19 protein-coding genes, 1 pseudogene and 1 other annotated feature are annotated in these 19,059 nt (G+C 41.5%); of the genes and pseudogenes, 15 read left to right on the top strand and 5 right to left on the bottom strand.

Going from position 1 to position 19,059, the window contains the following annotated elements; all coding sequences use genetic code 11:
• The first annotated feature begins 252 nt into the window (after window positions 1-252).
• The gene (locus Xsto_RS03685; RefSeq protein ID WP_099108196.1) at window positions 253-792 is read left to right on the top strand and encodes a YniB family protein; all 540 of its coding nucleotides are present in this window, start codon (window positions 253-255) and stop codon (window positions 790-792) included.
• 360 nt (window positions 793-1,152) lie between these two features.
• Here Xsto_RS03685 and Xsto_RS03680 read toward each other — a convergent pair whose 3' ends face one another.
• The 5 genes from Xsto_RS03680 to Xsto_RS03660 all read right to left on the bottom strand — a co-directional run bounded on the left by Xsto_RS03680 (window position 1,153) and on the right by Xsto_RS03660 (window position 5,715).
• Window positions 1,153-2,016 (bottom strand): fructosamine kinase family protein, encoded by an 864-nt coding sequence (locus Xsto_RS03680; protein ID WP_099108195.1) that lies wholly within the window; start codon window positions 2,014-2,016, stop codon window positions 1,153-1,155.
• A gap of 144 nt (window positions 2,017-2,160) precedes the next feature.
• Window positions 2,161-3,036, bottom strand: a complete 876-nt coding sequence (locus Xsto_RS03675; protein ID WP_099124126.1) for a metal ABC transporter permease — start codon at window positions 3,034-3,036, stop codon at window positions 2,161-2,163.
• Window positions 3,033-3,908 (bottom strand): metal ABC transporter permease, encoded by an 876-nt coding sequence (locus Xsto_RS03670; RefSeq protein ID WP_099124125.1) that lies wholly within the window; start codon window positions 3,906-3,908, stop codon window positions 3,033-3,035. The genes Xsto_RS03675 and Xsto_RS03670 overlap by 4 nt, the downstream gene beginning before the upstream one ends.
• Complete coding sequence (locus Xsto_RS03665) at window positions 3,905-4,804, bottom strand: manganese/iron ABC transporter ATP-binding protein (RefSeq protein WP_099124124.1); 900 nt, start codon at window positions 4,802-4,804, stop codon at window positions 3,905-3,907. Before Xsto_RS03665 ends, Xsto_RS03670 begins: the two co-directional genes overlap by 4 nt.
• Window positions 4,801-5,715 carry a metal ABC transporter substrate-binding protein gene (locus tag Xsto_RS03660; RefSeq protein ID WP_099124123.1) on the bottom strand — a complete coding sequence of 305 codons (915 nt, stop codon included), beginning with the start codon at window positions 5,713-5,715 and terminating at the stop codon, window positions 4,801-4,803. Before Xsto_RS03660 ends, Xsto_RS03665 begins: the two co-directional genes overlap by 4 nt.
• A 292-nt stretch (window positions 5,716-6,007) precedes the next feature.
• Between Xsto_RS03660 and Xsto_RS03655 the strand changes: the two genes are divergently transcribed.
• The 14 genes and pseudogenes from Xsto_RS03655 to arnB all read left to right on the top strand — a co-directional run bounded on the left by Xsto_RS03655 (window position 6,008) and on the right by arnB (window position 19,056).
• The gene (locus Xsto_RS03655) at window positions 6,008-6,685 is read left to right on the top strand and encodes a transglycosylase SLT domain-containing protein (protein ID WP_422646214.1); all 678 of its coding nucleotides are present in this window, start codon (window positions 6,008-6,010) and stop codon (window positions 6,683-6,685) included.
• Between the two features lie 346 nt (window positions 6,686-7,031).
• Window positions 7,032-7,541, top strand: a pseudogene (locus Xsto_RS03650) (cupin domain-containing protein).
• Window positions 7,542-7,706: 165 nt separating this feature from the next.
• The gene (locus Xsto_RS03645; RefSeq protein ID WP_099108189.1) at window positions 7,707-8,345 is read left to right on the top strand and encodes a hypothetical protein; all 639 of its coding nucleotides are present in this window, start codon (window positions 7,707-7,709) and stop codon (window positions 8,343-8,345) included.
• Between the two features lie 330 nt (window positions 8,346-8,675).
• Window positions 8,676-10,604 (top strand): threonine--tRNA ligase, encoded by a 1,929-nt coding sequence (thrS, locus tag Xsto_RS03640; protein ID WP_099108188.1) that lies wholly within the window; start codon window positions 8,676-8,678, stop codon window positions 10,602-10,604.
• Between the two features lie 3 nt (window positions 10,605-10,607).
• A complete protein-coding gene (gene infC / locus Xsto_RS03635; protein WP_099108187.1) occupies window positions 10,608-11,147 on the top strand; it encodes a translation initiation factor IF-3 in 540 nt (179 codons plus the stop codon).
• Between the two features lie 93 nt (window positions 11,148-11,240).
• Window positions 11,241-11,438 carry a 50S ribosomal protein L35 gene (gene rpmI / locus Xsto_RS03630; protein WP_006118955.1) on the top strand — a complete coding sequence of 66 codons (198 nt, stop codon included), beginning with the start codon at window positions 11,241-11,243 and terminating at the stop codon, window positions 11,436-11,438.
• A 46-nt stretch (window positions 11,439-11,484) separates the two neighbouring features.
• Window positions 11,485-11,841 carry a 50S ribosomal protein L20 gene (rplT, locus tag Xsto_RS03625; protein ID WP_010847342.1) on the top strand — a complete coding sequence of 119 codons (357 nt, stop codon included), beginning with the start codon at window positions 11,485-11,487 and terminating at the stop codon, window positions 11,839-11,841.
• Between the two features lie 120 nt (window positions 11,842-11,961).
• Window positions 11,962-12,086: a sequence feature (Phe leader region), on the top strand.
• Window positions 11,965-12,012 carry a pheST operon leader peptide PheM gene (pheM, locus tag Xsto_RS22805; RefSeq protein WP_139204069.1) on the top strand — a complete coding sequence of 16 codons (48 nt, stop codon included), beginning with the start codon at window positions 11,965-11,967 and terminating at the stop codon, window positions 12,010-12,012. (Overlaps the previous feature by 48 nt.)
• Window positions 12,087-12,171: 85 nt before the next feature.
• Window positions 12,172-13,155, top strand: coding sequence for a phenylalanine--tRNA ligase subunit alpha (pheS, locus tag Xsto_RS03620; RefSeq protein WP_099108186.1), 984 nt, complete (start codon window positions 12,172-12,174; stop codon window positions 13,153-13,155).
• A gap of 14 nt (window positions 13,156-13,169) precedes the next feature.
• On the top strand, window positions 13,170-15,557 hold the full coding sequence (gene pheT, locus Xsto_RS03615; RefSeq protein WP_099124122.1) for a phenylalanine--tRNA ligase subunit beta: 2,388 nt from the start codon (window positions 13,170-13,172) through the stop codon (window positions 15,555-15,557).
• Between the two features lie 4 nt (window positions 15,558-15,561).
• Entirely contained in the window at window positions 15,562-15,858 is a 297-nt protein-coding gene (ihfA, locus tag Xsto_RS03610; RefSeq protein ID WP_086953402.1) for an integration host factor subunit alpha, read from the top strand.
• Between the two features lie 65 nt (window positions 15,859-15,923).
• On the top strand, window positions 15,924-16,943 hold the full coding sequence (gene btuC, locus Xsto_RS03605) for a vitamin B12 ABC transporter permease BtuC (RefSeq protein WP_099124121.1): 1,020 nt from the start codon (window positions 15,924-15,926) through the stop codon (window positions 16,941-16,943).
• Window positions 16,944-16,996: 53 nt separating this feature from the next.
• The gene (gene btuD / locus Xsto_RS03600) at window positions 16,997-17,764 is read left to right on the top strand and encodes a vitamin B12 ABC transporter ATP-binding protein BtuD (protein WP_099124120.1); all 768 of its coding nucleotides are present in this window, start codon (window positions 16,997-16,999) and stop codon (window positions 17,762-17,764) included.
• 152 nt (window positions 17,765-17,916) lie between these two features.
• Window positions 17,917-19,056 (top strand): UDP-4-amino-4-deoxy-L-arabinose aminotransferase, encoded by a 1,140-nt coding sequence (gene arnB / locus Xsto_RS03595; protein WP_099124119.1) that lies wholly within the window; start codon window positions 17,917-17,919, stop codon window positions 19,054-19,056.
• Window positions 19,057-19,059 lie beyond the last annotated feature (3 nt).

The following is a 19,059-nucleotide window of genomic DNA, read 5'->3' as shown; positions in this document are numbered from 1 at the left end:
AAGAAAAATCTTTTATTTATTAACATATAACACTAATATTTAACTGGCCCTTGCCCAGAGCATATATCTATACTCAATGGATTTTACATTGCATCGTGGCGGCAAGGGAGCAGCAAATTAGTCAAAAATGAACTTGCCCAGCCAATAAAAAGGAAATTTGAAAGGCGAAGAGTATATGCTTCTGGTGATTAATTCACTTACTTTCGCGTTACGACTTGAAATCTTTTGGATATATGCGCATGAGGAGTATCAATGACGTATTCACAGGCAAGGTATGTAGCCATCACAAAGCGGCTATTGGGTTGGGTTATTTTTATACCCGCTTTTTTGTCAACTCTAGTTTCAGTAGTCAATTTGGTATGGCTGCATGGAGTTAAAGGTGATGGTATTAACGCAGTCTTGAATGATTTTTTAAAAATGATGGCTGACGTGATTAAGTTCAACACACCATTTTTAGATTTTTTCTGGAGACATTCTCCAATACCAGATTATATGGCAGTTATCACAGGAGCGAATGTTAGTTTTTTAGTCATCTATTTCCTGATGTTTGTTGGTTTGGCGATGAGTGCATCTGGTTTGAGGATATACCGTCAATTCAAATTTATTAGGGAACAGATTGAAGATCATGTGATTCTGGAGAAAGCAAAAGAAAGTGATGTCACTAAAGAACAGTTGGAAGCTAAGGTAGAATTCCCACGCCACTCATTATTCAGTCAAATATTCACTCTCTATATATCACCTATTATTATTGGTGCAATTGCTTATTTTTTATCAAAATTATTAGGTTGGTGATGCAATATCATAGCTGCGGGATACTGAGTTCCGCAGCTACATTGTATCTGTTGTTTTTCAGATTGCTTCTTTGTTGGCAATGTTTGCTCCTCCCTGTCAGTATTTTCATAAACACTACTCCAGTGGGTTTGCTTTCTTGCCACTACTTTGCAGTTTGAAATTTATTAATTACATATATATCTGTTCATAAATTTCACAAAGAGAAATTAATATAATTAATCTTTTGTTATAGTTTAACTTTCTTATCTCCTTTGATTTTTATTAATAAAATAATAAACAAGCAAATTTCGATTGGTCTAGTTAACTCTTCGATTAGATTTTAAGTCTGATTATTTAGCTATTCTGAATCAGATCGGATTTTTATTCGGATAATATATTATCGATGATACTTTGTGCAGTGATAAAATTATCACCGCCAAAAAGGTTACAGCGATTCAATAAATAATAGAGTTGATAGAGAGGCTGCCGTTCGATGAAATCTGTCGGTAGTGGCCAAACGCTTTGATAGCCATCAAGAACCTGTAGAGGGAGTTCAGGGTAAAAAGGGAGCATAGCGAGATCACACTCACGGTCACCCCAATAACATGCAGGATCAAATGCAACGACACAATTGTGATTTAAAGATGCGCAATTCGTTGGCCATAGATCACCATGCAATAAAGATGGTTCAGGTTGATGAGAGTGCAGTTTATTACTGATTTTTTCAACAATTGCATCGATGTTTCCGAATACCATGCCATTATCTGATGCAAGTTGTAATTGCCAGCCAATACGCTTTTCTGCATAAAATTGGTTCCAGCGTTTTTGCCATCCATTAGGCTGGATTGTCGTTCCAAGCATGTTGTCAAAATCAAAACCAAATTTGGGTTGTTCATTCCATTGGTGAAGCCGGGCAAGTTGCTGGCCAAAGCAGTACGCGTTGTGGGCATCAAATGGCTTGATAGGAAGATATTCGAGTAAAAGGAAGCTATGATTACGGTCATGCCCAACGCCATAGACCTCAGGTACTTTGGTTGTGTTGCTACGGGCTAATAATTCCAGTTGTTCTGCCTCTGTTTTAAAGATAGGCAACATTTCTTTCGTATTGGATTTAACAAAGATATGCTGATCGCCGTACTCAACAGACCAAGAACGGTGAATATCTCCTCCTGATAATTCCGTTTTGTTGCGGATTTCTGCCTCTTCAAAATGTTCACTTAATAGACGGCTAACAGTTTGCCACATGACTCACCTCATTAAGTTGACAATTACTATGCTCATATTACATACAGATGCAGTGGTTGAACAGTTTAAAACAGAATTTAAATCCTGATTAGCGGGCCATATTTAAATTAGATATAGGCCCCCTAATTTGATTTTACTGAAGACTCACACTGATGGGGATAATATATCCTTGGACTGTTTTCTATGCATTTTCTTTCTGGCTAATTTTATTTGGTCATAAATAACGGCAAATGCGAAGAAAATAGCCTGAATGATAACAATGCATGCGCCGGTTTCACCATCAATGTGGAAGCTGACTATTGTACCAAGAACACTGGATGTGACTGATGCTATTATGGCAACAATCATCATACGTTCAAAATTCCGACATAAGATAAAAGCAATAATCCCGGGAGATATTAACATTGCAATAACCAGAATAATCCCAACAGCTTGTAATGAGGCAACAATGGTTAGAGCCAAAAGAGATAATAAGCCATAGTGCAGCAGTTTTACTGGTAAACCGACAACTTTTGCCTGATTAGGATCAAAGCAATAGAGCATGAAATCCTTACGTTTCAGAAGAACAATGGCCAGAGTGAACCCTGCAATGCACATTATTTGGATCAGCTCATTTTGGGTAATACCGAGGATACTGCCGAATAGAATATGGGTCAAATGTTGTTCTGTATCTATGCGGGTAAAAAGTACCAGACCAAATGCAAACATGCCAGAAAACACAACACCCATGACGGTATCTTCCTTAACCCGGCTATGCTCTTTCAGATATCCAGTGGCAAATGCGCAAAATATTCCAGAAAGGAAAGCACCTATTGCAAGTGGTATTCCTGCAACAAATGCCAGAACAATGCCCGGTAATACTGCGTGGGAAATGGCATCTCCCATCAATGACCAACCTTTCAGCACTAAATAGCACGATAGTACGGCGCAGACAGTCCCTACGACAATCGCAGCCACAATGGCACGTTGCATAAAATCATGCATAAAAGGTTCCGTGATGAACTCAATCAAGGTATTCATGAGTGCTCTCCCTGAGTAAGTGCCTGAGATTCTTTTCTGGCGCGTTGGCGAGAGGCCAGCATACCGTGCTTAGGTGCAAAGAAGAAAGCCAGCAGGAAAATCAGCGTCTGTAATGTAACGATGACTCCTCCGGTTGCACCATTAAGGAAATAACTAATATAAGCACCTATACAACTGGTTAAAGCACCTATGGCAACTGAAATGATAAGCAGGTTCTTAAAACGGTCTGTCAACAAATACGCAGTTGCTCCAGGAGTCACGACCATAGCAATAACCAAAATAGCGCCAACTGTCTGTAAGGCTGCAACAGTGCAGGCGCTTAATAAAGTGAAGAAAATAATTTTCAGGCGTAATGGGGATAACCCGATAGATCGGGCATGATTTTCATCGAAGAACACAACTAGCAGATCTTTCCAGAGCAGCATCAGAACAATAAAAGATACAGCAATAATGATTTCTACCTGCAATACATCTTCATCAGCGATCCCCAGAATATTGCCGAGGATGATGGTTTGTACATTAACGGATGTTGGATTTAAAGAAACGATCAATAATCCGGCAGCGAAAAAAGTGGAAAATATAAACCCAATAACGGCATCTTCACGTAATCGAGTAATGTGGCGTACGAGAGTCATCGACAATGCTGCAAGCATACCGGTAAAAAAAGCACCGCCGGCATAAGGCAAACCGAGAGCATAGGCACCGGCAACTCCGGGCACCACAGAGTGGGAGAGGGCATCCCCCATTAGTGACCAGCCTTTTAGCATTAAATAGGCTGACAAAAATGCACAGACAGCACCGACAATGGCACTTAGCCACATGGCTTTCACCATATAGTTATAATTAAATGGCTGTAGCAACAATTCCATCATAACTGTTCGTCCTTCTGTTTTTGACTTTGTCGTGGAGGAACATGATTGTCATGACCGTAAAATACGGCAGCGCGCTCATCATCTGTAATGACGGTCAGGGAACGAGGATCGTCATCGTCATGGAGTTCAGGGCCAGAGAGATTGATATGACGTAAAACACCGCCAAATGTGGTTTCCAGATTCTTCTGCGTGAATGTGGTTTCAGTTGGTCCACTGGCCAGAACGGTGCGATTAATCAAAATAACATGGTCACAAAATTCGGGAACACTGCCGAGGTTATGTGTGGAGACTAAAATTAAGTGTCCTTCATCACGCAGGTCACGAAGCAAATCAATAATGGCATTCTCAGTTTTAACATCTACCCCGGTAAAAGGTTCATCTAAAAGTAGAACTTTTCCTTCCTGAGCCAGTGCGCGTGCCAGAAATGCCCGTTTTTTCTGTCCACCAGAAAGTTCACCGATTTGTCTGTCACGCAGTTCAATCAGACCGACCCGCTCGAGTGAACGGTTTACAATTTGATGGTCGAGCTTACTGGGCCTGCGAAGGAAGCCCATTTTTCCATAGCGCCCCATCATCACAACATCAGAAACCAGAACCGGAAAGTTCCAGTCTACATCTTCAGTTTGTGGAACGTATGCAATGATATTCTTTTTCAGTGCTGTTTTTATGGATTGCTCATTAAGGGTAACTTTTCCTTGAGATGGAGTAACTAACCCCATAATGGTTTTGAACAATGTCGATTTCCCACTGCCATTCATTCCGACTAATGCACATATGGTACCGCCTGTGATATCAAAGCTCGTATCATAAATTGCAGTATGGCCGTTGTTGTAAGTGACAGTCGCGTTATCGACTAATAAATGTGGTTTTTCAAATAATGACGATGCGTTTTTCATTGATTAAATCCTTTTGCGATAGTATCGACTGTCATATTCAACAGATCGATATAGGTAGGAACAGGACCTTTTGCTGTAGAGAGGGAATCAACATAAAGTACGCCGCCATATCGTGCCCCGGTCTCTTTGCTGACTTGTTTTGCTGGTTTATCTGAAACAGTACTTTCACTGAAAACAACTGGGATTTTATGTTCTATCATCGTATCGATGACACGGCGGACCTGCTGTGGTGTACCTTGTGCTTCGGCATTAATTGGCCATAAATAGACTTCTTTGAATCCATAGTCTTGTGTGAGATAGCTAAATGCACCTTCACTGGTTACCAGCCAGCGCTCATTTTCAGGAATACGAGAAAGGCGCTCTCTTAATGGCGCATCCAGTTTGGCTATCTTGTCAGCATAAATTTTGGCGTTACGGTTATAAGTATCTGCATTTTGTGGATCATTTTTGACTAAAGCCTTACGGATATTTTCGATATAAATAAGAGCATTATTCGGAGACATCCAAGCGTGGGGGTTAGGGTTCTGATTATAAGGCCCTTCGCGGATCGGGAGTGGTGTAATACCTTCGGTGATTACAGCGACAGGAATATCCTGCATATTTTCAAAAAAACGTTCAAACCAACGTTCTAAATTTAACCCGTTCCAGAGGATGAGATCAGCTCGCTTTGCCTTAATGATATCTTTTGGGGTGGGTTGGTAATCGTGAATTTCTGCGCCGGGTTTTGTAATGGATTCAACAATAGCAGCATCCCCTGCGACATTTTGAGCCATATCCTGAATAATGGTAAATGTGGTTACAACCCTGAATTTTTTATCTGCATGAGCTTGCAGGCTGAATAAGGTCATAGTGAAGAGGGTAAAAGTCATACTGAGTATCGGGAAAACAGAAAAAGAACGTTTTTTGTTCATTATTGTAAACCTTATTTGTTATACATGTGATTGTTGATAATGATTATCAATATCATCTTTGTAAAGTCAAGGTGATACCGTGATATGATTGATAATTTTGCAGGTTATCCTGAATTTTTCTGGTTTCTAAAATCACTATGCGAACAAAAAAACAACATGTTGTCTAGTGTTTTGAAGTTTATTGAATATAACCGTCTCAATTTATTTTGATGAGATATATAAAAACATTTTCATTTTATTCATAAAATTATATATGCTTTATAAGGTTAATTTTAGTTTAGGAGAACTTTTCGTGAGATTAAAGTTTATTCATGTTCATATTTTTCTGATGATGTTGCTAACAGGATGTACAAATCAGGAATCTCAACAAGTAAAAAATGACCATAAATCAATATCGAAAAGAATATTCGGCAGCGATGGCACTATGGGATCACAGAATAAATTGGATAATCGGAGAAGAGCAACACCCTTTGATAATTTTATTGCACAGGCTGCAAAACGTTATGGGGTGGATGAAACTTTGATCAGGGCAATTATTCAGGTTGAATCCGGTTTTCGCCCAGAAGTTATTAGTAAATCTAATGCAGTTGGATTGATGCAGATTAAAGCCTCTACAGCAGGTAAGGATGCCTATCGATTGAAAGGTAAGTCAGGGCAGCCTACTATGCGTGAATTGAAAGACCCTGAAACGAATATTGATCTTGGTACTGCCTATATCAGTATTTTGAAAAAACAGCATCTAAGCGGAATTATTAACCCTGAAACTTTATATTATGCAACAATAGTTGCCTATGTTAATGGCGCTGGAGCATTATTGCGGACATTTGATTCAGATCGTAAGTTGGCAATTAATAAAATTAACCGAATGACACCGAATGAATTTTATCAATATGTTCAGAATAATCATCCTGCACCACAGGCTCCTCGTTATTTATGGAAAGTAAAAAATGCCTATCTTAATTTAGAGTGATTTTTGGTACACTGAATTGAATATGTGATTTATTATTTTTTCTCTGGTAGTTATCAAGAGGAAATAATAGTTTTCCTTTACATATACACTTCGCCTTTCCAGTTGCTCTTTGTTGGCTACGTTGATTCATCACAATATAGTTATCTATACTCCTTTATAGTCACAATGCATCTTGAAATCCATTGTGTATAGAACTAATGTAACTAACAGATTTATAAATAATTTCGTGGGTTATATATTCAGAAAATTCTTTTTTTAGATATGAACATTTAGTTACCTAAATATATTTTTCAGGACAATGTAATTATCCTACTACTAATAATTTTTTAATAATAAAGGAAGTGTAATGTCATTAAAACGAGAAAACAGAAGACCTGAATTTATTCAGCATTGGACACAAAACGAAGAAGAAGAGAGAGCAGGATATCCCGATAGCAATAAAATTTTCACTATAGGCTCTGTTCTTGGTGAATCTCTGGGATTAAAGAAACTGGGTATCCACCACGAGCGTCTTTTACCCGGTCGCAGAACATCTTACCCTCATGCAGAAAAGAATGAAGAAGAATTCGTGTATGTGCTTTAGGGAACACCTGATGTGTGGATTAATGGGGAGTTGTATCGATTAGAGCCGGGAGATGCCGTTGGTTTTCCCGCTGGCACAGGGATTTGTCACACAGTAATAAATAATACGGAATCCGAAGTTAGTTTATTGGTTGTCGGAGAAAAAAGTAAACCTGAAAACAAAATCTGGTATCCACTGAATCAAGAATATCAAAAAACAAGAAGTGATGAATGGGATTCACCGCCTGAACAAATTTTTGGCAACCATAATGGTCAACCAGATAAAAATAGCTAAATTGACGCAGGCTATCATCTTTAACCACTTTCATTTGGTGGTTTTTACATAAGGACAGAATTACCTCGTCAGCATCAGTATTAGCCATACAAGTGGTATGAAACAGGAAAATTTGAATATGGCATTCATACTATAGCTATCTATGTAAACAATGACGGTGAATGTATGTTTGATGACTTGCTGAACTGGGTAATAAAAAATTACTCTGCTATAGCATCAATATTGTCTGCTTTGACAGCATTTCTCGGAGGTATCTGGGTAATGCTTAAAAATGTCTATAGCAGCCTGAATTTTTTTAGGAATAGGAGACTCACAAACAATATTGATTATCTTGAGAAATATGATGAATACTTGAGTCAGGAAGATAAAACCTATATTAAAGATATTATTACCTCTGAGATTATGTTTAGAGTGACTAAGATTAAATCAAAGGATCTTAGGCACTTAGTGATACAATTAACCAGCCTAGGCATTGAAGCAGGATATATATTCGATATTAAAAGATTAAAAAGATATGTCATGGTGAATTCAGATTTTGCAAAAATAAAAATTGATGCTTCTTATGTTTTCAATTATTGGATTGAAAAATTAATGTCTGTTGTTATTTTTGTTTTGATGCTTTTTATTGCATTTAAAATATTATATGTGGATGGTCAGGATATCAGTAGCCTGAATACGGTAGTCATGATATTTCTGATGATTATTTTAGAATTGCTGGGGATCTGCTTTTTAACGTTAAGTGTATCACCGGGGAGAATAAAAAAAATAAATGCAGAATTGTCTAAGCATAAGTTGAGTGATTAGCATTCAAGTCTTTTCAAACCTTGATGTCAGGAAATCTTGGAGACTGAGAAATTACAGGAAAACTGCCGTTTTTTTGGCTAAAAGAATTTATGTCCATTGAATAATAATACCTATGTTGTTCTTTTTATTTGTTGCTGAATGATATGGGTGATAACATCCTCCGTCGAGTTAAAGCGGTGTACATGAGTCGTTTGTCATTTTGTGTACTTAACTGTGTACATAACTTGCATGGTGCAGCAAGTGCCCGCAATTAACGTATTGAATTCTTGAGGTAAATATTTCATACAAGTGATCTTTCGTGTGGGTCACCACTGTAGATAAGGATTTTAAATGCCTGTAATTACTCTTCCTGACGGTAGTCAACGTCAATTTGAGCACGCCGTTTCTGTCATGGATGTTGCTCGCGATATTGGTGCTGGTTTGGCAAAAGCGTGTATCGCTGGTCGTGTTAATGGCGAATTGGTAGATGCGTGTGAATTAATTGAAACAGATTCCACACTGGCCATTATTACCAGTAAAAATGAAGAAGGTCTGGAAATTATCCGCCATTCATGTGCGCATTTGCTGGGTCATGCAATCAAACAACTGTGGCCTGACACCAAAATGGCAATTGGTCCGGTGATTGATAATGGCTTCTATTACGATATCGATTTGGATCGCTCTTTGACGCAGGAAGATATCGAGCTGCTTGAAAAACGCATGATGGAGCTTGCCAAGAAAGATTATGATGTTATCAAGAAAAAGGTAACCTGGCAGGAAGCTCGTGATGCTTTTGCAGCTCGTGGTGAAGAGTATAAGATTCAGATTCTGGATGAGAATATCAGCCGTGATGATCAACCTGGTTTGTATCACCACGAAGAATACGTAGATATGTGCCGTGGCCCACATGTACCTAATATGCGTTTCTGCCATTATTTCAAATTGCAGAAAGTTGCCGGCGCATACTGGCGTGGCAACAGTGACAACAAAATGTTGCAGCGTATTTATGGTACTGCATGGGCAGATAAAAAGCAGCTGAGTGCTTATTTATTGCGTCTGGAAGAAGCGGCAAAGCGTGACCATCGTAAAATTGGTAAGCAGCTTGATCTATATCATATGCAGGAAGAAGCGCCGGGTATGGCTTTCTGGCACAATGATGGCTGGACAATTTTCCGTGAGCTGGAAACGTTTGTCCGTGTCAAGTTAAAAGAGTACCAATATCAGGAAGTAAAAGGCCCATTTATGATGGACCGCATCCTGTGGGAAAAAACGGGGCACTGGGAAAACTATAAAGAAAATATGTTCACTACCTCATCGGAAAACCGTGAATATTGCGTAAAACCGATGAATTGCCCGGGGCACGTCCAGATTTTTAATCAGGGGCTAAAATCCTATCGTGATTTACCGCTGCGTATGGCTGAATTTGGTAGCTGTCATCGTAATGAGCCTTCAGGCGCTCTGCATGGCTTGATGCGGGTTCGTGGCTTTACTCAGGATGATGCGCATATTTTCTGTACTGAAGATCAAATTCTTCAGGAAGTCAGCAGCTGCATAAAAATGATTTATGATGTATATGGTACATTTGGTTTTGAGAAGATTGTTGTTAAACTATCGACTCGCCCGGAAAAAAGAATTGGTACTGATAAACAGTGGGATGCAGCAGAAGCAGATCTCGCTGAGGCCTTGAAAACAAATGGTATTGAATTTGAGTACCAACCGGGTGAAGGTGCATTTTATGGACCTAAAATTGAATTTACTTTGTATGATTGTTTGGATCGAGCGTGGCAATGTGGTACTGTGCAGCTCGATTTTTCATTGCCGGCGCGTTTGAGTGCGTCGTATGTCGGTGAAAATAACGAACGTAAGGTTCCTGTAATGATCCACCGAGCTGTTCTGGGTTCCCTTGAACGCTTTATTGGTATCCTGACAGAAGAATATGCCGGGTTTTTCCCGACATGGCTGGCACCTCAACAGGTGGTTGTCATGAATATTACCGATGGTCAGTCAGATTATGTACAGGAATTGGTTAAAAAACTTCAAGATGTAGGCATTCGTGCAAAAGCAGACTTGAGAAACGAGAAGATTGGCTTTAAAATTCGCGAACACACTCTGCGTCGTGTACCTTACATGCTTGTCTGTGGTGATAAAGAGGTCGAGTCAGGAAAAGTTTCCGTTCGTACCCGCCGCGGTAAAGATTTAGGTAGCATCGATGTCAGCGAGTTCTCAGAGAAGTTGCTGGCAGAAATACGCAGTCGCAATCTTCGTCAATTGGAGGAATAAGGTATTAAAGGCGGAAAAAGAATTCAACCGGCGCGCCCAAATCGCATTAATGAAGAGATTCGCGCCTCTGAAGTTCGTTTAACTGGGTTAGATGGCGAGCAGATTGGTATTGTCAATCTGAGAGAAGCTCTTGAAAAAGCTGAGGAAGCTGGTGTTGATTTGGTGGAAATCAGCCCAAATGCCGAACCGCCGGTTTGTCGTATCATGGATTACGGCAAGTTCCTCTATGAGAAGAGTAAGTCAATCAAAGAACAGAAAAAGAAACAAAAGGTTATTCAGGTCAAGGAAATTAAATTCCGTCCTGGTACAGATGAAGGCGACTATCAGGTCAAACTACGCAACCTGATTCGTTTTCTGGAAGATGGCGATAAAGCCAAAATCACCCTGCGTTTCCGTGGACGTGAAATGGCGCATCAACAGATTGGCATCGAAATGCTTAACCGCATTCGTGAAGATTTGAGTGAACTGGCAGTGGTCGAATCCTTCCCATCGAAGATCGAAGGCCGCCAGATGATCATGGTGCTCGCTCCTAAGAAGAAATAGTCAGGCATACAAGTAGCAGGCTCCAACCAGTTTGGAAGGGGTCTGTTCGCCTTACTAGTTCGTTGTAATTAACAATGCGAAGTGGATATTAAAATGCCAAAGATTAAAACAGTACGCGGCGCAGCTAAACGCTTCAAGAAAACTGCCAGTGGTGGTTTCAAGCGTAAGCACGCTAACCTTCGTCACATTCTGACTAAAAAATCAACTAAGCGTAAACGTCATTTACGTCCAAAAGGCATGGTCTCCAAAGGTGATCTGGGCCTGGTTGTTGCTTGTCTGCCATACGCATAAGCAAGCATTTTTTTAGATTAGAACTCAGAGACGATAGGAGAAGTATATGGCTCGCGTAAAACGTGGTGTTATTGCCCGTGCACGTCACAAGAAAATTTTGAAACAAGCGAAAGGTTACTACGGTGCCCGTTCGCGCGTTTATCGTGTTGCTTTCCAGGCAGTTATCAAAGCTGGTCAGTACGCTTACCGTGACCGCCGTCAGCGTAAACGTCAGTTCCGTCAATTGTGGATTGCTCGTATCAACGCTGCTGCACGTCAGAACGGCATGTCTTACAGCCGTTTCATCAACGGCCTGAAAAAGGCTTCGATTGAAATCGACCGTAAGATTCTGGCTGATATCGCTGTATTCGACAAAGTAGCATTTGCTGCTCTGGTTGAAAAAGCGAAGGGCGCTCTGGCATAAGTCAGGTTAAAAGAGGGAGCCTTTGCTCCCTCTTTTACTTTTTTTCAAAATATGCTTACTATTAGCTAGATTTGCCCGCTCATAAATAGTTAGGTTGAAAAGAGTACAGGAGAGAGAATAAAAATGATGAAGTTAGCCTTTTTTCGTTTCTTTTTTTACTTTAGCGCCTGAAATAAGGGGGCTTTGCGCGTAAGAAAAGAAACGAAAAACAGCGCTTGAGCCTCCGGTCTGGAGGCTTTTTTATTTTTATGACCTCATTAAGAGACAAAAATTTTGAGGGCATAGTCGATAACAACTAAAAGGCCATCTGGCCGAAGGAAGAGGAAAACGATGTCACATCTTACTGAGCTGGTTGCAAATGCAAAAGCAGCCGTAGAAGAAGCCCAGGATGTTGCCGCGTTGGATTTGGTGCGAGTTGAATACCTGGGAAAAAAAGGCCATTTAACTCTCCAGATGTCATCGCTGCGTGACTTGTCTGCCGAGGAGCGTCCAGCGGCAGGGGCTGTTATTAACCAGGCAAAACAAGAAGTCCAGGAAGCTTTGAATGCACGTAAAGCCAAATTGGAAGCAGATGTTCTGAATGCCCGTCTGGCAGCAGAAAAAATTGATGTTTCATTGCCTGGCCGTCGTATGGAAAATGGCGGATTACATCCAGTCACTCGTACGATTGAACGAATTGAAACTTTCTTTGGTGAGTTAGGCTTTTCTGTTAAAGCTGGTCCGGAAATTGAAGACGACTACCATAACTTTGACGCGCTGAATATCCCTGCACATCATCCGGCTCGTGCTGATCACGACACATTTTGGTTTGATGCAAAACGTTTGCTACGTACGCAAACGTCAGGTGTTCAGATCCGCACAATGAAAGAGGGTCAGCCACCTATCCGCATCATTGCACCAGGTCGGGTATACCGGAATGATTACGATCAGACACATACCCCAATGTTCCATCAGATAGAAGGGTTGATTGTTGATAAGAATATCAGCTTCACCAATCTGAAGGGCACGTTGCATGACTTTTTGAATAACTTCTTTGAAGAAGATATGCAGGTTCGTTTCCGTCCATCCTATTTTCCGTTTACTGAACCATCCGCAGAAGTTGATGTGATGGGTAAAAATGGCAAATGGCTGGAAGTATTAGGCTGTGGCATGGTTCACCCGAACGTATTGCGTAATGTTGGCATTGATCCTGAAGTTTACTCTGGTTTTGCCTTTGGTATGGGAATGGAACGCTTGACGATGCTGCGTTATGGTGTCACCGATCTACGTGCTTTCTTCGAAAATGATTTGCGTTTCCTTAAACAGTTTAAATAAGGCGGGAATATTTCATGAAATTCAGTGAACTCTGGTTACGCGAATGGGCGAATCCTGCCATCAGTAGCGAAGAATTGTCTGATCAAATCACTATGGCGGGCTTGGAAGTTGATGGCGTTGAAAAAGTAGCGGGTCAATTTAATGGTGTTTTCGTCGGTGAAGTTGTTGAATGCGCTCAACATCCGAACGCAGACAAATTGCGTGTCACAAAAGTTAATGTTGGTGGTGATCGCCTCCTCGATATCGTCTGTGGTGCACCCAATTGCCGTCAGGGCCTGCGTGTAGCAGTTGCTACCGTTGGTGCTGTCTTGCCGGGTGATTTTAAAATTAAAGCGGCCAAATTACGTGGTGAGCCGTCAGAAGGCATGCTTTGCTCGCTTTCTGAGCTGGGAATTAGCAATGATCACGATGGTATTATTGAATTACCAGCTGATGCGCCAATTGGTGCCGATTTGCGCGACTACATGAAATTGGATGATAGTGCGATTGAAATCAGCATTACGCCGAACCGCGCAGACTGCTTGAGCATTCAGGGCGTTGCCCGCGATGTTGCCGTTATCAATAAATTGTCCATGAATGAGCCGGAAATCGAGGCTGTTAAACCGGCTACAGATGCGACATTCTCTATTCGTGTTGACGCACCAGAAGCTTGTCCGCGTTATTTAGGGCGAGTTATCAATAACGTCAATGTCGAAGCAGAAACGCCACTGTGGATGCGCGAAAAACTGCGTCGTGGTGGTGTTCGTTCTATCGATCCTGTTGTTGATGTCACTAATTACGTGTTGCTTGAGCTGGGCCAGCCATTGCACGCGTTCGATTTAGAGCGTTTAGACGGTTCTATTATTGTTCGTCTGGCAGAACAGGGTGAAAAATTAACCCTGTTGGATGGAAATGAAGTGGAACTTTCTGCTGATACGCTTGTGATTGCTGATGAAAAGCAACCACTTGCAATGGCAGGGATTTTTGGCGGCGAATATTCTGGTGTTAATACAAAAACACAGCATATTCTGCTGGAGTGTGCTTTCTTTGCACCATTGGCAATTACTGGCCGTGCCCGTCGTTATGGTTTGCATACAGATGCCTCTCATCGTTTCGAGCGTGGCGTTGATCCACAGTTGCAATTTAAAGCAATGGAATACGCAACACAGTTATTAGTTGCTATCTGTGGTGGGGAAGCTGGTGAGATTATCGATGTTACCAGTGACTCTCATTTACCAAAGCCAGCAACTATTACACTGACTCGTAATAAATTGGATCGTTTGATTGGTCATCATATTGCTGATGAGCAGGTAACGGACATCCTGAGCCGTCTGGGCTGTCAGGTAACAGTTCAGAATGGTAATTGGGAAGCAGTAGCTCCGAGCTGGCGTTTCGACATGCAGATTGAAGAAGATCTGGTTGAAGAAGTTGCCCGTATTTATGGCTACAACAATATTCCTGATGTACCTGTACGCGCTGATTTGATTATGACTTCACACCGTGAAGCTGATTTATCTCTTAAGCGCGTCAAAACTATGTTGGTGGACAAAGGTTATCAGGAAGTTATCACCTATAGCTTTGTTGATCCGAAGCTCCAGCAGCAATTACACCCGCAACAGGAAGCATTAATTCTGCCAAATCCAATTTCGGCTGATATGTCAGCAATGCGCTTGTCTTTGCTAACCGGATTGCTGACGACAGTTGCTTATAATCAGAACCGTCAGCAACACCGAGTGCGATTATTTGAATCAGGTCTACGTTTTGTGCCTGATGAAAGCGCAGAATATGGTATTCGTCAGGAATTGATGCTTGGTGGTGTAATCACCGGAAATCGTTTCGATGAGCATTGGTCGATTGAAAAACAAGCAGTTGACTTCTTCGATTTGAAAGGTGATTTAGAATCCGTTTTAGAATTGACGGGTAAACTATCCGAGATTTCCTTTAAAGCAGAAGAACATCCTGCCTTGCATCCCGGACAAAGTGCTGGGATTTATCTGGGAAATAAATACATTGGTTACATCGGGGTCGTTCATCCAGAGTTGGAACGTAAACTTGACTTGAATGGCCGCACCGTGGTATTCGAATTGTTGTGGGACAAACTTGCGGACCGCATAATTCCTGAAATGAAGGAAGTTTCTCGCTTCCCATCCAATCGCCGTGATATCGCGATAGTTGTGCCGGAAAATGTAGCTGCAGAAGATATTCTGGTTGAATGTAAGAAAGTTGGCGTAAATCATATAGTTGGCATAAACTTATTTGACGTGTATTGTGGTAAAGGTGTCGCGGAAGGCTATAAAAGCCTTGCTATTAGCTTAATCTTGCAGGATACCTCGCGTACACTGGAAGAAGAAGAGATTGCTGCGACCGTTAGCAAATGCGTTGCTGCATTAGAACAGCGATTCCAAGCATCCTTGAGGGACTGAACTTATGGCGCTTACTAAAGCTGAAATGTCAGAAAATCTGTTTGAAAAACTGGGTATTAGCAAACGTGACGCTAAAGATCTAGTGGAAATGTTCTTTGAAGAAGTGCGTCGTTCTTTGGAGAATGGGGAGCAGGTTAAGTTATCTGGATTTGGTAACTTTGATTTGAGAGATAAAAATCAACGTCCAGGTCGTAATCCGAAAACTGGCGAGGATATACCTATTACTGCTCGTCGGGTCGTCACCTTTCGCCCTGGGCAAAAGTTGAAGAGTCGGGTAGAAAAAGCGTTACCAAAAGAATAAAATATGAAAAGGCCGCGATTAAGCGGTCTTTTTCTTGCTCTTTATCCTGAATATTTTCACTTCTCATGTTATCAAAACATCGTTTACCGATTTATTCTGTCTCTGAACTTCTCACTCGTCAGAAAAAACGTGACTACCGAGTAATAGCTCTCCTGCTTATTTTATCTATTGGATTATTTATTTTATCACTGTCTGCCGGTGAAATATGGTTTTGGCCAACTCAATGGCTGTCTGATTCCGCCCAGTTGTTTATTTGGCAGTTGAGATTGCCCAGAGCATTGGCAGTATTTGTCGTTGGCGCCAGTCTGGCGGTGTCAGGTGCAGTTATGCAGGCGTTATTTGAGAATCCTTTGGCCGAACCCGGATTATTGGGTGTCAGTAATGGGGCAGGGGTAGTGGTTGTTTTTTTGATCCTCATTTTTCATGGTATTGCCCCATTATGGCTATTAAGTGCTGGTGCGGTTTTAGGGGCACTTTTTATGACGGCAATTCTGTTGGGATTTGCTAAAAAGCACCAAATGACCAATGCACGTTTATTACTAATCGGGGTTGCTTTCGGAGTAGTATTTGGTGCTGTAATGACATGGATGGTTTATTTCAGTACCAGTCTCGACTTACGCCAATTGATGTATTGGATGATGGGTAGTTTCAGTGGTATTGACTGGCGCCAAATATGGCTGGTGATTGCATTGTGCCCGCTGATCCTTTGGTTAAGTAGAACAGGAAAAACACTTAATTACCTTTCTCTGGGTGAATTACAGGCACAGCAATTAGGGATCTCGCATTATAAGTGGCGTAATTTATTTGTATCCGCAGTGGGATTACTGGTTGGTTTGAGTGTGGCGCTTGCCGGAGCGATTAGTTTTATCGGATTAGTCATTCCCCATATTTTAAGGCTGATTGGTTTGACGGATCATAAAACGTTATTACCTGCCTGCACATTAGCCGGTGGCAGTTGTTTATTACTGGCAGATTTATTCTCTCGTTTATCTTTATCCCATGCTGAAATACCGATAGGGGTTGTTACAGCAACTCTGGGAGCACCTGTTTTTATCTGGTTATTATTGAAAGCGCCACGGATATAAAAAGCTTTAAAAAATGATGGGGAAGTACCAAAAAACGAGAATAGGGAGATAGTATGATTCGGCTACCGCTTTTAGTATTGGATAATGTTACTGTCAACAACAGACTGACTTCACTGTCTGCTTCCGTCAAGGCCGGAGAGAAAGTTCATTTGGTCGGGCTGAATGGCTCAGGAAAAAGTACTTTGCTTGCGGCTATTGCCGGTGTTTTACCTCATGATGGCACGATTCACCTTAACGGCAAAAAATTAAGTGATTATCGGCAGAGGGAACTGGCGCAGTGTCGGGCGTGGTTTTCTCAGTCGGTTTCAGCTCCCGCCATGCCTGTTTTTCAATATCTGGATATGTATCGCCCTGAGTCGGCCTCCCTGTCTGAAGGTGAAAAGGTATTACATGAAATTTGTCAGCAACTGAAACTGACGGCGTTACTGGCTTCAACGATTGGACAATTATCTGGAGGTGAGTGGCAGCGGGTGAGATTAGCGGGCGCTTTTTTGCAGGTATGGCCTGAACTTAATCCGGTAGGGAAATTGCTGTTGCTTGATGAGCCGACTAATAATCTTGATATCACACAGCAAGCTATTTTAGATAAATTAATTAACCAATTTTGTGTATTGGGTGGGACAGTTTTATTGAGTAGCCATGATCTTAATCACACTTATGAACAGGCCGACAATGTATGGTTGCTCGCTCGTGGTGAGTTGATTATGTCTGGTCGACCACATAATGTGATGAATGAAAGAAATTTATCCGAAATTTTTGAAGTAAATATTAGACATATCCAAAATACTGGCTATAAATTATGGAGGGTAGATCATCTCTGATCTTCAAAGGTAGAAATCACTTTGGATGATTGTTTCTTTCACTCTTTTTTTGTTGATTGCCCTCAGTTTGTTTGCTTGTTGATATTTTGTTTATGAAGTGTTCGTCAGAATGTCTTCCAATTATAATATGAGTCAGGCTACGCAAGGCGATTATGAATAATTTTTTACCATTCTCCCGTCCATCGATTGGGCGTGAAGAGATTGAGGCAGTAGAACAGGTTTTACGTTCAGGTTGGATTACTACGGGGCCACAAAACCAGCAACTAGAACAGAATTTTGCCCAAATGTTTGGTTGCAGACATGCTATTGCCCTGTATTCTGCTACGGCCGGGATGCACTTGGCATTATTGGCATTGAAAATAGGCCCCGGCGATGAAGTTATCACACCTTCCCAAACCTGGGTTTCTACCATTAATATGATTTGCCTGTCAGGCGCTGAGCCGGTCATGGTCGATGTTGATCGTGATACATTGATGGTCAGTGCGGAAACGGTTAGACAGGCGATTACTCCGAAAACTAAAGCGATTATTCCAGTCCACTATGCTGGTGCTCCCTGTGACCTTGATGCTTTACGTGTGGTTGCAGAAGAGGCGGGCATTCCCTTAATTGAAGATGCGGCTCATGCAGTAGGAACCCGTTATAAAAATGAATGGGTAGGTGAGCGAGGAACCGCTATTTTCTCTTTCCACGCTATTAAAAACATGACATGCGCTGAAGGTGGCATGTTTGTTACAGATAATGATGAGCTGGCGCAAAAAATCCGCAGTCTGAAATTCCACGGTCTGGCTGTTGATGCGTTTGATCGGCAGATTCAGGGCCGGAAGCCACAGGCTGAGGTCATTGAACCAGGTTTCAAATACAACCTGTCAGATATTCATGCGGCCATAGCGGTTGTCCAGTTAGGGAAACTGGCATCTATGAATGCCCGCCGTCGGGAGCTGGTGGCCCGTTATACCTCTGCTCTTCATGATTCTCCTCTAAAAATACTGAGTGTTCCTGAATATGAACACCAGCATTCTCATCACTTATTTATGGTACGAGTTGATCAAACAGTCTGCGGTATTGACCGTGACACTTTCATGGCTCGTTTGAAAGAACGCAATATTGGCTCAGGGTTACATTTCAGAGCGGCACATACACAAAAATATTATCGGGAACGCTATCCAACTCTGTCTCTGCCTGAATCTGAATGGAATTCAGCGACACTTTGTTCGTTACCCCTTTTTCCAGATATGAGTAACGACGATGTGGATCGGGTTGTTAATGCGGTATTGGAAATTATTGCGGAGTAAAAA

This window comes from Xenorhabdus stockiae (assembly GCF_002632825.1).
Taxonomy (GTDB): Bacteria; Pseudomonadota; Gammaproteobacteria; order Enterobacterales; family Enterobacteriaceae; genus Xenorhabdus; species Xenorhabdus stockiae.
This window is presented reverse-complemented; position numbering and strand designations above follow the sequence as displayed.